This window comes from Rhodococcus rhodochrous, assembly GCF_014854695.1.
In the GTDB taxonomy this organism is placed as follows: domain Bacteria; phylum Actinomycetota; class Actinomycetes; order Mycobacteriales; family Mycobacteriaceae; genus Rhodococcus.
Genome location: NZ_CP027557.1, coordinates 948750 through 963526 on the forward strand (window position 1 = coordinate 948750; position 14777 = coordinate 963526).

Annotated in this window: 13 protein-coding genes; 5 read left to right on the forward strand and 8 right to left on the reverse strand. The window is 67.7% G+C overall.

Annotated features, from left to right (window positions below; all coding sequences use genetic code 11):
- Position 1 precedes the first annotated feature (1 nt).
- From C6Y44_RS04470 to C6Y44_RS04485, 4 genes are read left to right on the forward strand one after another with little or no spacing between them, the layout of a single operon-like run.
- On the forward strand, positions 2–196 hold the full coding sequence (locus C6Y44_RS04470; RefSeq protein WP_120281491.1) for a ferredoxin: 195 nt from the start codon (positions 2–4) through the stop codon (positions 194–196).
- A gap of 15 nt (positions 197–211) precedes the next feature.
- A complete protein-coding gene (locus tag C6Y44_RS04475) occupies positions 212–763 on the forward strand; it encodes a Cif family virulence factor (protein ID WP_120281492.1) in 552 nt (183 codons plus the stop codon).
- Positions 757–2013 (forward strand): hypothetical protein, encoded by a 1257-nt coding sequence (locus C6Y44_RS04480; RefSeq protein ID WP_159416652.1) that lies wholly within the window; start codon positions 757–759, stop codon positions 2011–2013. The genes C6Y44_RS04475 and C6Y44_RS04480 overlap by 7 nt, the downstream gene beginning before the upstream one ends.
- A gap of 22 nt (positions 2014–2035) precedes the next feature.
- On the forward strand, positions 2036–3613 hold the full coding sequence (locus tag C6Y44_RS04485; protein ID WP_159416651.1) for a GMC oxidoreductase: 1578 nt from the start codon (positions 2036–2038) through the stop codon (positions 3611–3613).
- A 69-nt stretch (positions 3614–3682) separates the two neighbouring features.
- On the opposite strand, the gene C6Y44_RS04490 is transcribed toward C6Y44_RS04485, so the two are convergent.
- Positions 3683–5146, reverse strand: a complete 1464-nt coding sequence (locus tag C6Y44_RS04490) for an FAD-dependent oxidoreductase (RefSeq protein WP_159416650.1) — start codon at positions 5144–5146, stop codon at positions 3683–3685.
- 22 nt (positions 5147–5168) lie between these two features.
- The gene (locus C6Y44_RS04495; protein WP_159416649.1) at positions 5169–6014 is read right to left on the reverse strand and encodes an LLM class F420-dependent oxidoreductase; all 846 of its coding nucleotides are present in this window, start codon (positions 6012–6014) and stop codon (positions 5169–5171) included.
- Positions 6015–6177: 163 nt separating this feature from the next.
- Between C6Y44_RS04495 and C6Y44_RS04500 the strand changes: the two genes are divergently transcribed.
- Positions 6178–6861: a TetR family transcriptional regulator gene (locus C6Y44_RS04500; protein WP_120281497.1), complete on the forward strand. Its 684-nt coding sequence runs from the start codon at positions 6178–6180 to the stop codon at positions 6859–6861.
- Positions 6862–6895: 34 nt separating this feature from the next.
- On the opposite strand, the gene C6Y44_RS04505 is transcribed toward C6Y44_RS04500, so the two are convergent.
- The 6 genes from C6Y44_RS04505 to C6Y44_RS04530 all read right to left on the reverse strand — a co-directional run bounded on the left by C6Y44_RS04505 (position 6896) and on the right by C6Y44_RS04530 (position 14637).
- Positions 6896–7723: a hypothetical protein gene (locus C6Y44_RS04505; RefSeq protein WP_159416648.1), complete on the reverse strand. Its 828-nt coding sequence runs from the start codon at positions 7721–7723 to the stop codon at positions 6896–6898.
- 169 nt (positions 7724–7892) lie between these two features.
- Entirely contained in the window at positions 7893–8000 is a 108-nt protein-coding gene (locus C6Y44_RS04510) for a methionine/alanine import family NSS transporter small subunit (RefSeq protein ID WP_006551747.1), read from the reverse strand.
- Positions 7997–9622, reverse strand: coding sequence for a sodium-dependent transporter (locus C6Y44_RS04515; RefSeq protein ID WP_455431349.1), 1626 nt, complete (start codon positions 9620–9622; stop codon positions 7997–7999). The genes C6Y44_RS04510 and C6Y44_RS04515 overlap by 4 nt, the downstream gene beginning before the upstream one ends.
- A 63-nt stretch (positions 9623–9685) precedes the next feature.
- Positions 9686–10807, reverse strand: a complete 1122-nt coding sequence (locus C6Y44_RS04520; RefSeq protein WP_159416647.1) for a lysylphosphatidylglycerol synthase transmembrane domain-containing protein — start codon at positions 10805–10807, stop codon at positions 9686–9688.
- Positions 10808–12238, reverse strand: coding sequence for an HAD-IB family hydrolase (locus tag C6Y44_RS04525; protein WP_159416646.1), 1431 nt, complete (start codon positions 12236–12238; stop codon positions 10808–10810).
- A complete protein-coding gene (locus C6Y44_RS04530) occupies positions 12235–14637 on the reverse strand; it encodes a glycerol-3-phosphate 1-O-acyltransferase (RefSeq protein WP_159416645.1) in 2403 nt (800 codons plus the stop codon). Before C6Y44_RS04530 ends, C6Y44_RS04525 begins: the two co-directional genes overlap by 4 nt.
- Positions 14638–14777: the final 140 nt, after the last annotated feature.

The window sequence follows — 14777 nt, forward strand, 5'->3', positions numbered from 1 at the left end:
GATGAGGATCGAAGCAGATCTCGATCTGTGTCAAGGACACGCGATGTGCTCGATGGAAGCCCCGGACGTCTTCGCCGTCGCCAAACGGGGTGAGGTGGAGGTCCTCCTCGATCCCGTGCCGGAGGAGATGCATGCCGACGTACGAGCAGCTGTGAAGTACTGCCCCACCCAAGCCCTTCGCATCGTCGAAGACTGAGGACCAGGAGACAGGATGGCCACGTTCGATCGTGCCGAGCTCGACGAGATGATCACCCGCTGGGTCGACGCCAACAAGCGCGCCGAGGCCGAAGGCGACTGGAAGCCTTTGGCCGACATGTACACCGAGGACGCCACCTACGGCTGGAACTACGGCCCGAAGGACGAGTTCATGGCCGTGGGACGCGAGGAGATCCGCGACCTCGCGCTGGGCCAGGAGATGGACGGGCTCGAAGGCTGGCAGTATCCCTACCAGCAGTTCGTCGTCGACGACCGCTCCGGCGACGTGATCGGCTTCTGGAAGCAGATCGCCGACAGGACCCGCGAGAACGGCGAGCACTACGCGGTGCACGGTATCGGCGGGAGCTGGTTCCGGTACGGCGGCAACTTCCAGTGGTCGTGGCAGCGCGACTTCTTCGACTTCGGCAACGTCTCGCACCTGTTCCTCGAGATGATCACGGCGAACGCGCTCTCCGACGGCATGCAGAAGCGGATCGAACGGTCTACGGGGAAGAAGCGGCTCCCCGGTTGGTACCGGGTCGGCGAGTCGCCGGTTCCGTTGTGGTGACCGGCGTGGACACCGGCGGATCGTTCGCCGCGCTCTCCCGCACCGCTCTCGCTGTGCTCGTCCCCGAACTGTTGCTGTGCGGTCAGCTCATCGACCGTTCGGGGATGGCGCATCTGATCTCGGCATTCGGTCGGGAGGGCATGGCGGAGGTGGCCATCGAGGAATGGCAGGCGTCCTCACCGTGGTACACGCGCCGCATGCAGCGTGCCCTGAAGTTCGAAGGCGACGACGTCGTCACGATCTTCAAGGGCATGCAGCTCGACATCGGGGCGCCCCCGCAGTTCATGGACTTCCGTTATCGCGTCCACGACCGCGACCACGGCGAGTTCTGGCTCGACCACTGCGGGGCGCTGATGGACGTCGAGCCGCTCGGCGACGCCTACGTGACCGCGATGTGCCACGACATCGAGGACCCGACCTTCGACGCCACCGCGCTCGCCACCAATCCGCACGCCCGGGTCCGGCCGATCCATCGGCCGCCCCGTGCGCCGGCCGACCGGCACCCGCACTGCGCGTGGACGGTCACGATCGACTCCTCGTACGACCCACCGGCTGTCGAACCGCACACCGAAGCGCTCGGCCGGACCGCGGCCGTGGCACTCGAGCTGAGCCCGATCGACCACGATGGAGAGGGGAGACACGACTATTCGGGTCCCCTCCTCGCAGACCTCCGGTTCGACGAGTTCTCGAAGCCGGCCCTGGTACGCATCGCCGAGGAGGTGTGCCTGCAGCATCACCTGCTCGCTCTCGGCTTCCTCATGAGTGTGCGCAAACGAACCGACGAGCAGTCTGCGATCGAGCTGACCCGCAAGCAACTCACGGGTATCGCCGGCATCACGTCCGAGCGCATCCGTACCGCGCTGGGATTGCCGCGCTCGTTCGCCGGCCTGTCGGTGGTGCTCGATGTACACCCGATGCTGGCACCGGACCGGTATGTCGATCGGGTGATCTGTTTCGACGACGCGCTGGGTCTCCGGATCAATCGGCGAGGTGGCGCCTTCGACGACGGGTCCTGGCCCACCTTGATCGACGCCGAACACCTCGGCCCGCTCGACGCCCTGGTGCGCGGTGTGGACCCGCACTTCACCACCCGCCTGGTCTCTGCGACCGACGAGGCTCTCGTCGTCGAGGTGTTCCGTGACGAATCCCCGGCGAAGGAGTGCGACGAGGTCGCCATCACGCGCTTCAGTACGGGTTCGTCCTTCGTCTTCGAAGATCGGGGAATCCCCCTCCCGCTCACCGTTGTCTGACCACGCTCCAGGAGAGCCCTTCGTGAATAGTGCGCTGTCCCGCCGTACCTTCCTGCGGGGAACCGTCGTCGGCGGTGCGGCCGTTGCCGCGTTGTCGTTGTCCCCGATCCCACGCGCACGCGCCGAGGTCACCGAGGAGCGCCATCGGGCGGTCGTCGTGGGCAGCGGATTCGGCGGTGCGATCACCGCGCTGCATCTCGGCCGGGCCGGTGTGCAGACGCTCGTCCTCGAACGTGGGATCCGCTGGCCCACCGGGCCGAACGCCGAGACGTTCCCTCACATGCTGCAACCGGACCGGCGGATGTCGTGGTTGTCGCCCGCCCCGGTGATGACCGGTACTCCGCCGATCCCGACCGAACCGTTCACCGGGCTCATCGAACGGGTTCCGGGGAACGGTATGGACGTCATGTGCGGCGCGGGGGTCGGCGGGAGTTCGCTGGCCTATCACGGCATGACCGTGCAACCCGACGGGCAGCGATTCTCCGATTCGGTGTCCTCGCGTATCGACTACGACCTGCTGGCCTCCGACCACTATCGGCGGGTGGCACGGGTGCTGAGGGTCGCGACCATTCCGGACGATCTGCTCGACCACGATCGGTACCGGTCCTCACGCCAGTTCCTGGACCGTGCAGGTTCGCAGGGCTACGACACCTTCAGAGTGCCGATGTGCATCGACTGGGACTTCGCGCGACGGGAGCTGACCGGGGAACTGAAACCGTCCTACACGACGGGCGACGTCATCTACGGAGTCAACAACGGCGGTAAGTTCTCGGTCGACGTCACCTATCTCGCCGAGGCGGAACGCACGGGGCACGTCACGGTCGCGCCGCTGCACCGGGTCGGCGACATCGAGCGTGCTCCGGACGGCACCTGGATCGTGCACGTGGACCGGATCCACACGGACGGAATGGTTCTCGAACGCAAGCGGATCCTCGCACAGTCGCTGTTCCTCGGTGCCGGATCGGCCGGCACGACCCGTCTCCTCGTGAAGGCGAAGGCGAAGGGGCTCGTCCCCGATCTTCCCGACGGCGTCGGAACGGGATGGGGCAACAACGGCGACCGGGTGTTCGCCGTGACGAGCCCGCTCGTCAGTCCCGGCGACCATCAGGGCGGGCCCGCCTGTGTGGGTATGCGCGACTACACCGATCCCGCCGGCCCGTTGATGATCGTCACCGGCCCGGTGCCGTTCCCCGTCGATGTGGGAACGACCACGATGATCGGTCTGGGGATCGTCGACGGCCGAGGAGTCTGGCACTACGACGCCGGCCGCGACGATGCGGTCCTGAACTGGGATCAGGCCTACGACCGGGAACTCACCCGCGCCATCGAGGCCCGCATCCGGCGGATCGCGGGACCGGCCTCGATCGTCGTCGACGTCAACGCCGTCGACATCAACACCTTCCATCCGCTCGGTGGTGCGCCGTTCGGGACGGTGTGCGACGACGCCGGTCGCGTGCACGACCAGCCCGGCCTGTATGTGGTGGACGGCGCGAAGATTCCGGGATCGACCGGGGCGTGCAATCCGTCGATGACGATCGCGGCGCTCGCCGAGTACGGCGCCGATCGGATCGTCTCTCGCGACCTGGATCGCGTGTTCTGACCCGATGGGTGGTTCCGGTGGCCCCGATGGGTGGTTCCGGTGGCCGGGCCACCGGAACCGTTCCGGCTGTCAGCCTTTCGCAGCCGACAGGCCGGCGCGACGCCCGAAGAAGCTTCCGTCGCCCAGCGACGTGCCGCTCGCATACCCCCACGCGCACACACCCGACGTGCAGCGACCCGCAGCGAACAGGCCGGGGATCGGATCGCCGGACACGTGCAGCACCTCCGAGTTCACCGAGGTGCGCAGACCGCCGAGCGTGAAACCTGCTGTGCAGTTGCGCAGATCGAGCGCCGCGATCGGGCTGCCGATGGGCTTGACCCACTCGCTCTTCTTGCCCAGCACCGGATCGCTGCCGTTCTCGGCGTGCCTGTTGTAGACCTCGACGGTCGCCTGCAACGTCCCCACCGGCAGCTCCATGTCGGATTCGAGTTCGGCGACGGTCTCTGCGACCCACTTCGGACGGAACCGGAAGAAGGGCGTCGAACTCGTTGCCGCACAACCCTCCTCGTACGCCTGTTCGTCGATGATCAGATAGGCCTGGTTGTCGTTCTTCAGCAGCGTGAGCTGACCGATACGGCCCGGATAGGTGTCCTCGGGGACGTACCGCTGACCGCGGCCGTTGACGAGGATGCCGCGGGCCATCAATTGCGGGTCGCCGAAGAAGGCGACCTCGGTGGCGTCCATGTGCGCGAGATCGGCGCCGAGTGCCTGCGCCATGCGGATCGCGCGGCCGTCGTGCTCCTCGATCGCCGCACCCGGGCGACCGCTGAGTTGCGGCGCGTACGACTCGACCATCTCCTTGTTGTACGCGAAACTGCCGGTCGCGAGGACGACGCCGCGGCGGGCCCGGATGTGGACGTCCTTGCCGTACTGCTTGGCCGTCAGGCCCACGACACGTCCGTCGCCGTCGACGATCAATCGCTGCACCCGCACGTCGTATTCGGCTCGTACACCGAGGCTTTCGGCGACCTGCGAGAGCGGCTGCATGAGCATGTACCCGCCGCCCTTCTCTCCGGTGCGCTTGTCGGTCATCTGCGGGACGTGCCCGCGCGGGGCGGGCGTGGCGATCTCGTTGAAGGGCGCGGAGTTCTCACCGCCGGAGTACATCAGGCCGTCGTCACCGGGGATCTCCCACCCGGGTTCGCCCCAGAAGCTCTCCTTGAACACCACACCGTTGTCCACGAGCCACTCGTAGTGTTCGACGCTGCCCTCGCAGTACTCGGTGATCTTCGCTTCATCGGCGCCCGGCCCGAGCGCGGCGAGCATGAACGCCTTCATGTTCTCGGGCGAGTCGTCGAATCCGAGGGCCTTCTGCAGCGGGGTGCCGCCGCCGAGGTAGACGATGCCGCCCGACAGCGAGGCCGCACCGCCCCAACCGCCGGTCCGTTCGAGCACGAGCACGTCGGCACCGGCGCGGGCGGCCTCGATGGACGCCGAGACACCGGCGATGCCGTAACCGGCGACGACGACGTCGGCTTCGTGGTCCCAGGTGGAGACGCTGTCGGCGGGAAGGGGATGGAGATCGGTGCTCATCGGGGTCCGTTCGGGTCGGTGATCAGTGGTCGAGTTTCGAGGCGAGTCGGTCGATGTACGCGACGACGTCGTCCTGGGGACGGTCGGGCAGGCCGAAGATCACCTCGGTGACCCCGGAGTCCTCCCAGATCCTCAGTTGCTCGGCGTCGTGACGGCCTGCCAGGGCGAGGATCTCGGGAGTCCCTGCACGGCCGGCATCGGCCCAGGCCTTGTGGAGGCGCGCGACGTTGTCGACGACGTTGTTCTCCGTGGGTGTGGTGATCCACCCGTCGGTGTGGCGGACGATCCAGTCGAAGTTGCGGTCGGTGGAACCGGCGCCGAGGAAGATCGGGGGCCGTGGCTGCTGCACAGGTTTCGGCCACGCCCAGCTCGGCCCGAACGCGACGAAGTCTCCCTCGTAGGAGGCCTCTTCCTCGGTCCACAGCGCCTGCATCGCTTCGAGATACTGGCGCATCGCGGTGCGCTTCTTCTTCGGCGGTACGCCGTGGTCGGCGAGTTCCTCGGCGTTCCAACCGAATCCGACACCGAAGTTCACCCGGCCGCCGGAAAGGTGATCGAGGCTCGCGATGGTCTTGGCGAGCGTGATGGGGTCGTGCTCGAGGGGCAGTGCGACGGAGGTGCCCAACTTGATCGTCGACGTCACCGCGGCTGCGAGTCCGAGCGCCACCCACGGATCGAGGGTGCGCATGTAGCGGTCGTCGGGAAGGGTCTCGTTGCCCGTTCCCGGATGCGCGGATTCGCGACGGATCGGGATGTGAGTGTGTTCGGGCACATAGAAACTGTCGAAACCGCGACTCTCCGCGGTCGAGGCAGCGACTTCGGGCCGGATTCCCCGGTCGCTCGTGAACAGGGTGATTCCGTGGCGCACAGCAGCCCCTCTCCAGACGGTGACGGAGAAAATGTAACGCGTTCTACATCCGGAGGGAAGAGATTTCCGGACACCTGTCTGATTGTGGCCGGTCGGCGGTACGAAAAGGCAGGCGCACCACGCTGAACTATCCTCGAAACGGGCATGAACGGAAGGTGGCGTGATGACGGAGCAGTCGACGACGGAGACCGCGGGCGAGGAGTCGGCGTCGACGCAGACCTCGCGACCGGCCCTCGGGTCCACCCGGTCGCCCGGTGCGGGCCTGCGGCCGGCGCAGCGGGCGCGGTACATGCGGATCATCGCCTCCGCCGAGGAGCTCGCCTCGGAGGGCGGTTACGACGCCGTGCAGATGCGGGCTGTCGCAGACCGATCCGGTGTCGCTCTCGGTACGGTCTACCGCTACTTCCCGTCGAAGAACCACCTGCTCGTCGTGGCGCTCGTACTCGAATTCGAGACCGCCGCCGAAGCCGTGACCACCGCGGAGATCCCGGGCGGCAGTGCCGCCGAGCGCCTCATGGGCGTGCTGCGCGGGGTGATGCCGCGGCTGTCCGAGAACCCGCTGCGCTACGACGCGCTCATCCGGGCGGCGATGTTCGCCGACGCGTCCTCGGCGCCCGAACTCGACCGTCTCGGTGAGGTGCTCACGCGCCTGTTCGCGCAGGCGGCGGGCATCGACATCGTCACCGAAGAAGTACTCAACGCCGTGCGGATCATCGCCGACGTGTGGATGTCGGCGCTGGTCGCGTGGGTGGCCGGCCGGCAGTCGGTCGACGATGTGCTCGCACACATGGACACCGCCGTCACACTCGTGTTCGACCGGCTGAACCGACTGCAGCGGGCGAGCTGACGCCCACCCGCCGCAGTTCGAGTTCGGGGTTCGATCAGGCCGGCACGTCCACGATGCCGATCGTGGGCAGGAAGAAGCACTGTGCGTCACCGTTCCGGACGTTGCCGAAAACGGCTGCCAGCACGGTTCCCGAGCCGGTCTCGACCGGCGCGACCCGCACGCCGCCCAGTGGCAGCGTGTCGGCGATGAAGGTCGTGATCGCCTGCTCGACGATGCCGCGGGCCTGCGCGGGGACTCCGGCCGGGACGGCGCCTGCGGCAGCCTCCTCCGGCGTGCCCATCGGTACGAAGCCGCCCTGGAATGTGTTGACGTTGAACCACGCGAGCTGGATGCCCGAGGTGTCGGCGTCCTCCTCGAGGCCGACCGGGACGAACGCGAAGAGCGTCTCGGCGGGGGCGACGACGTTCAGGTTCTCCGACACCCACGGAAGGTCGGAGTCGGGCCACGGTCCGGGCAGGGCCCCCGCAACCGCAGGCACGGTGCCCAGCGGCAGGTCGCCGTCGGCCGTGCAGAACGGCGCGACCGTGGGGTAGAGGAACGGTTCGACGCCGAGGCGGCGCAGGAACTCCATGCCGTCCTCGTAGGCGCCGAGCGGTGTCGCTTCGGCCGCGTCGACAGCGCTTCCGCGTGCGTTCGCGATCGCTTCGGCAGCAGCGAGAGCGGTTCGATCGACGCCGGGCAGCGCGCGGAGGGCCTCGAGCGAGCTCACGAGCGGACTCGTGGCGGGCGCTTCCGCCGGTGCTGCCGGCTCCGCGGGTGCGGGCTCGGCGACGGCGACGGCGGGAAGCGCCAGGCCTGCGGCGACGGTCAGGGCTGCGGCGGCCGAGATGCGACGCATCCGATTGCGGTGTCTGCGGCTCATGTGGGGTTCTCCTCCTGTGGGTCGTGACACCCGGACGGGCTCTACCTAACTCTAAAGTAGAGGTTTAGAGTACGACCGTTCCAGGAGACCACAAGGGCGGCGCTCCGGCCAGAGCGCCGCCCCGTGGTGTTACCGAACCGACACCCATGTGGGTCGGTTGTGCAGCTGATCAGTCCGGATCGTCCGGATGCTTTCGCAGATGCAGGATGCTCAGCAGGAGACCGCCCCACAGCGTGACGAGGGCGAGAATCATCATGGCGACTGCCGCTGTGCTCATCGGGTACCTCCGGTGGACGAGTCGGGTCCGGGCGAGGGATCGCCGGACGAAGCAGGCGCCTGGGCGGACGCGAGCGGACGGTTTTCGTCCAGCTCGTATTCCTCGTCGATTCCCCTGCGCCACGGGATGAACGTCAGGAGGACGGCGAGGATGATCACGCCGGCCTGCACGCTCCACCCGAAGGCCGTGACCAGGCTGTCGGGAAGACCGCCGTAGCCGTCGCGGACACGGTCGCGGATCTCGCTGAACAGCATGTAGCCGAGGACGAGCGGGGTGATGATGCCCGTGAACACCATCCAGCCCGTGCCGACCTTGAACGACGACACCGAGTTGAGGTGGTCGCGGAGTTCGGGCAGACGACGATAGATCCACGCGACCACCACGAGCGCCACGAAGGCGACACCCACGATGCCGAACTGGTTCGCGAAGCGGTCCACCACGTCGAGGGTGTTCAGGCCGGTGGTGGTGGGGAAGAGCAGCAGCGACACGATCGCCGACACACCACCGATGGCGAGAACGGCAGGCACCCGGCCGAGGCCCGTCTTGTCCTGGAAGGCCGAAACGGTCACCTGGATGATGCTGATCATCGACGTGAATCCGGCGAAGACCAGCGAGCCGAAGAACAGCACACCGAAGAGCGGGCCGCCGGGCATCTCCGAGACGATCGTCGGGAAGGCGATGAAGGCGAGACCGATACCGCCGGCGACCACCTCACCGACCTCGACGCCTTGCGCCTGGGCCATGAAGCCGAGAGCGGAGAAGACACCGATGCCGGCGAGCACCTCGAAGCTCGAGTTCGAGAACCCGACCACGAGACCCGAACCGGTGAGGTTCGTCTTGCGCTTGAGGTACGACGCGTAGGTCACCATGATGCCGAAGGCGACGGACAGCGAGAAGAAGATCTGCGCGTACGCCGCGATCCACACCCCGGTGTCGGTCAACGCCGACCAGTTCGGGGTGAAGAACGCATCGAGACCGGTGGTCGCGCCGTCGAGGGTCAGCGACCGGACGACGAGCGCACCGAACAGCAGGACCAGCAACGGCACGAAGAACCGGTTGGCGTTGCCGATACCGCGCTGGACGCCGAGAGCGAGCACCGCGAGCGTCGCGATCCAGACCAGCAGCAGCGTCCACGCGACGCCCGGCACGAAGCTCAGGCCGAAGGTCGCATCGGTGTCCTGGTTCAGGAACGAACTCATGAAGAAGCCTTCGGGATCGTCGCCCCAGGCCTCGGTGATCGAGAAGAAGGTGTACCGCGCGGCCCAAGCCACGATCACCGCGTAGTACACGCCGATGACGAAGCACACCAGCACCTGCCACCAGCCGATGAACTCGGCGCCGCGGCGCAGTCTGCGGAAGGCCAGCGGCGGCGAGCCGCGGAACTTGTGCCCGATCGCGTAGTCGACCAGGAGAAGGGGGATACCCGCGGTCAGCAGCGCGACCAGATACGGGATCAGGAATGCGCCACCACCGTTCTCGTAAGCGATGTACGGGAAGCGCCAGATGTTGCCGAGTCCGACCGCCGAGCCGATTGCGGCCATGATGAACACCGACCGGCCCGACCAGACCTCCCGTTTACGTGTGACCTCGTGCTGTGCCACGGACCTCGTCCCTCCATTCATTCGGATGGAGGACAACGCTAGCGCCCCGACCGGCGCGCGGGCGATCTTTTCGGGTCGGCGCCTTCAGTCGTCGTCCCAGAGCCGCAGGTCCGGGGGAGTCTCGTCCTCGTCCTCCTCCTCGCCGACGTTCCGATAGCGGAATGCGAAAACGATCCAGCCGATCGCAGCGACGAGCACGAAACTGATCAACCGGTAGACGACCACCGCCGACAGGGCCTGCGCGCCGGTCATGCCGGAGGCGGTGAGCGCCGGGACCAGCACGGCGTCCATGACACCCAGACCGGCGGGGAGTAGCGGGATGGCACGGCTGGTGGCGGTCCCGGCCGCGTAGGCCACCGCGATCCCTGCCAGGCTCGGCGCGCCACCGACGGCGTACGCGGCGAACGCCAGGCACGCACCGTCGCACACCCAGTTGCTCACCGACCACCCGAACGCACGGGCCGCATGCGGACGGTCGAGTTGCACCGCGCTCAACTGGCCGACGATCTTCCGCCACGCCCGCGCCCCCGCTTGTTCGGGCTTCTTCCGCAGCCGATTCAGGCTCCTCAGGGCGATCAGTCCGATCGATTCGAACGAACCCGGATTGCCCGCCGCGTACTGGATGAGCACGACCAGCAGCAACAGGCCGCCGATCGAGAAGATCAGTGAGAACGGGTTGTTGCTGGCGCCGACGAGCAGAGCGCCGACGAGGCCCAGCAGGGCGAGTCCGGCAGCCTGCAGGAGACCGGCCATGACCAGCTGCCAGGTCGACACCACCGGCGAGGCACCCCAGTGACGCATCTGCCGGTAGGTGAAGGTCGTCCCGACCACCGGTCCGCCCGGGAGGGTCACGCTCATGGAGTTCGCCGCGAGTGCCACCGAAAGCGATTGCCGTTGTGAGACCTTCACACCCGCCGCGGACAGCAGCGCCCGCTGCACCCGTGCGAAGGTCGACATCTCCGCCATCGACGCGCACACCGCCGCGAGGACCCACCACCAGTACAGGTGTCCGAGGCCGCGGACGCTGTCGGACAGCTCCGGCCACACGAGCACGATCTCGACGGTGAGCACCACGACGAGCAGCGCGCCGACGATCCATTTGAGATACCGGCGTCGCTTCGGGGTGAGCGGCCCGTTCTCACCGTTCGGGCTCTCGTCGGCTCCGTCGTCGTCCGGCTCCTCGGGTGTCACGGTCTCGTTCGTCATCTATTCGGTGGGCCAGCTCGACAGCGTGCGGCGGTAGAGGTCCTCGACCTCGGCGATGTGCTCGCCGAGGTTCTCCCGTGACCAGCCGCTCACGTCGATCGGTTCGAGCACCGCCACGTCGACGGTGCCCGACCGCAGCAGAGTCGAGTGCTTCCACAGGATCTCGCCGGCGTTGCGGATCACGACCGGCACGATCGGCACACCGGCCTGCATCGCGATGTGGAAGGCACCCTTCTTGAACCTGCCGATCGCCGGGGTCAGCGAGCGCGTGCCTTCGGGGGCGATGACGATCGACGTCCCCTCGCGGAGGGTGTCGACGACGGGTCCGAGCGCCGCTACCGCCCGTTCGGTGTTCGTGCGGTCGACGAAAGTGGCGCCGACGAACCGCAGGAGCGGCCCGAACAGCGGGTCGTTGGCCATCTCCTTCTTCGTCACACCCGTGAAGTCCTGCCTCAGGACCTTGGCCAGCACCACCGGGTCGAGCTGACTCTGGTGGTTGAAGATGAACACCGCCGGCCGGGCGGCCCACGCATTCGCTTCCCCGACGATGCGTACGTCCACTCCGGCCAGGGCCAGGGAAACCTCGGTGCCGATGCTGATGATCGAGTCCAGCGCGGTCTTGCGGCTGCGGTTGATCAGGCCGAGTCCGAGACCCGTCCACACCGAGCCGAACATTCCGCCGTAGGCGGCGGCGGTGCGGACGAGTTCGCGGGCGCCCGGCGTGCCGCGCGGCCGGAACCGCATGATCGGCCAGTCGCGTTCGATGGCGACGCGGGTGAGAGTGCGATCGGGATTCGTGGCGGTGGGGTTGCCGGCGAAGGCCAGGAAATCCACGTCCTCACCACCGTTGGAATAGGTGTAGCTGGCCTCGGCGTCGATGCCGTGTGTCTCGACGAAATTGCGTGCCGCCTCCGCTTTGCCGCTGCGCCACAACGATTTCCCGTCAACCCGACCGGTGAGCACACCGTTCTCGACCTCGAGCGGGGTGAACAGGATGTGCTCGACGCCCAGCGCGTCCCCGGCGGCCTGGATCTGGTAGCGGGACGCCGACGAGGCGATCACCACCGTGTGGCCCGCGTTCTGGTGTGCGCCGATGAGTTGCCACGCCTCCGGATACAGGTGTCCCGCGATCGTCGTCATGAACAACCGGCGGCCGATCTCGTAGAGCTCGTCCTCGGTGTGACCGCGCCACGCCTTGAAGGCGATCGCGACGAAGCGTTCGAAGTCCTCCTCGGTCTCCGTCCCGCGGATCCCGTTGATCATCGTCGCGGCCAGTTCGGATGCGGAGACCTTCCCGGCCAGCACCCGGTCGCGGAAGAAGTGGACACCGGAGAAGCCGTGCACGATGGTGCCGTCGAAATCGAAGAAGGCCGCCACTTCGGGTCCCTGTGGACCCGTGCGCACCCGTTCGAGGGCCTGCTCGAGGTTCACCGTTCCACCTTTCTGTTCGACACGTCGAGCGACTCGGCCAGCGCGACCCGCTGGGCCAACTCCGACAGCTCCGTTGCGAAGGCCTTCCTGCGCTCGCGGACGATCTCGGGGTCCTCGTCGTGGTCGAGCAGTCCTCGATTGCGCGCCAAGTCGAGCGCGGACGCGAACAACTCCGACGACACCGATTCCGGCCCGTACAGGCGCCGCTGCAGCAGCATCTGCCGGCCCACCGCGACACACTCCGACAGGAAGGCGGCGCGGTCGACCTCGAGCTCCGGGTCCCGGACGGCGAGGCGCTCGGCGACGACGAGCTGCGCGTCGAAGAACGACCGCAGCGTGCGGTGCGACATGAAGAAGCCGGTCTCGACGAGACCGGTCAGAGCTTCGTCCTTCGTCGGCAGCGTGTCGCCCCAGGACGGGACGAGCCAGGCCAGCTCGTCGCGCATCTGGGCCTCGAAGGTGTCGCGGTCGGGGAAGAAGAACTCGAACTTCAGCAGGTCGCGCAGGTTCTTCGCCTCCTCCCACGCCACCCGCGCAGGATCGTCGCCGGGATTGGCGTGCGCGTAGAGGATGGCCAGCTCCATGATCGACCGGTTGACGAACCAGTGCACACCGCTGTTGCGGTAGAACGCCGCGACGAGATGCTGACCCGGCTGGATCGAGTAGACCGGTTCCTCCCCGCCGGCGTAGGTGGTCACCACGCCCGCGTGGGTGAGCGACGAGAGCACGTCCTCGAGGCCACCCTCGACGTCGAGGATGTGGAGGCCGCCCTGCGGGACACCGCGGCGATCGAGATAGCGGCGGACAGGTGCGATCACGGCCCGCACCTCCTCGAGCGTCAGCGAGCGGTCGCGCACACCGAGCAGGGCCAGGGTGACCAGGCAGTTCACCGTCACCGGAGTGTTGCAGTTGATGCGGACCGCGACTTCGAAGGCGACCTTCTGCAGCGCCTTGCGGCGCAGCGCCCGTGTCTCCTCGGAATCCGTCGGCGCCGCGGACGGGTCGGCTGCCAGCGCCGGTGCGGTCAGGTCCGGATCCCCGCCGGTGACCAGCAGTTCGCGCATCGACACGGGATCGCCGAACCGCACGTACACGTTCCCGGCCCGCTTGCGCTGATTGCGGGCGTAGCGCACCAGCCACCCCAGGCCTTCGGGTTTCTTCGTCGCGCCGGTCTGTTCGGCGGCGACCGCCGCGACCTCGGCGAGCCCTTCGTAGGTGATCGAGACCGGCACCAGCATCGCGTCCTCGACCCGTCCGCCGCGGATCGCGTTGGCCACGTAGCTGAGCAGCCCGTAGCGCGGGGCCCGGAGCTTGCCGGTCCGGGTCCGGCCACCCTCGAAATACCACTCGAGGTTGAACCGCTTGCTCAGCAGGAACGCGAAGTACTCCTCGAGCGCGGCCTTGTAGACGTCGTCGTCTGAGAAGCTGCGCCGGATGAACACCGTGCCGGTGCGGCGGGCGACGGGACCGATCGGCCAGAAGGTGAGGTTGGCTCCGCCCATGATGTGGTTGCCGGGAAAGTCGTTCGCCGCCAGGATATCGCCCAGCACGAAGGCATCGGCGTAGGACCGGTGCGAGGGGAGGAAGACCAGGGAGTACCGGCGGTTGGACTCGCGCAGTGCGCGCAGACCGGCCTCGTCGGCGTGCACGGTCCATGCCGACGAGTGCAGCGGCCGCATCGCCTGCGTGAACAGGTCGGTGACCAGTCGTGACTGCACGGCCACGAGTTCGTCGAGCGAACTGCGTGCCCGCGCCTCGACCTCGGCACGCGAGAGGCCGTGCTCGGCGGCGATCTCGTCGAGACGGCGCCGGAAGATCGGCGAGTCCATGATCTGGGCGGCGACGAGCCGCGGGACCTTGTAGCGGTCGCCGATCACCGCTCGCTCGGCGCGTTCGAGCGCGACGACGGCGCGACGGGTCACGTACCGCGCGAGTGCCCCGTCGTCGCCGTCACCGCCCTCCACCCTGAGCGCATCACGCAGTTCGGACAGGCGGGCCGGTTGCGCGACGACGATCCGGTAGCGGTCGGCGCCCTTGCGCACGAGCCATTTCTGCAGCAACAGATTCGGATTGCGTGGGTTCGTGAGGGCGAGGACGTCGGAGAACCGGACACGCCGCGCACCGTCGCGCTCTGCCGGGAGCCACACGACCCGCACGGGCAGGATCAGCGGATCGTCGGTGCGGGTCACGAGCTCCTCGGTGAGCACCCGTGAGTCGAGGTCGAGCGACTCGGGGTGGGTCGGCGTGCGGTACTCGGCGGGAAGCTCGTCCGAGCGCAGCCACTCCTCGATCATCGTCCGCTCGAGAGCCGTCGTGTACGCGACAACCGCCACCGTGGGTCCGTCGTCCGCCCGCACGGTGTCGTCTCCTCGTACCCGGCTCGGTTGATCGTTCCTCATCTCACCCCGTCCAGAAGTCGCCCCGGTGTGAAAGCTACCTGTCGCGGACGGTTCGTTCGGGCGATCCGGACGAGAACGCGCACACTGTGCGGATGCACCGGTGGGCGCTGTGCGGATGCACCGGTCGGCGCTGTGCGGAT

Bases quoted from the DNA above. Each gene is read 5' to 3' on its own strand.
- C6Y44_RS04470 (WP_120281491.1), top strand. From the start codon at position 2: ATGAGGATCGAAGCAGATCTCGATCTGTGTCAAGGACACGCGATGTGC.
- C6Y44_RS04475 (WP_120281492.1), top strand. From the start codon at position 212: ATGGCCACGTTCGATCGTGCCGAGCTCGACGAGATGATCACCCGCTGG.
- C6Y44_RS04490 (WP_159416650.1), bottom strand. From the start codon at position 5,146: ATGAGCACCGATCTCCATCCCCTTCCCGCCGACAGCGTCTCCACCTGG.
- C6Y44_RS04500 (WP_120281497.1), top strand. From the start codon at position 6,178: ATGACGGAGCAGTCGACGACGGAGACCGCGGGCGAGGAGTCGGCGTCG.
- C6Y44_RS04505 (WP_159416648.1), bottom strand. From the start codon at position 7,723: ATGAGCCGCAGACACCGCAATCGGATGCGTCGCATCTCGGCCGCCGCA.
- C6Y44_RS04510 (WP_006551747.1), bottom strand. From the start codon at position 8,000: ATGAGCACAGCGGCAGTCGCCATGATGATTCTCGCCCTCGTCACGCTG.
- C6Y44_RS04515 (WP_455431349.1), bottom strand. From the start codon at position 9,622: ATGAATGGAGGGACGAGGTCCGTGGCACAGCACGAGGTCACACGTAAA.
- C6Y44_RS04520 (WP_159416647.1), bottom strand. From the start codon at position 10,807: ATGACGAACGAGACCGTGACACCCGAGGAGCCGGACGACGACGGAGCC.
- C6Y44_RS04530 (WP_159416645.1), bottom strand. From the start codon at position 14,637: ATGAGGAACGATCAACCGAGCCGGGTACGAGGAGACGACACCGTGCGG.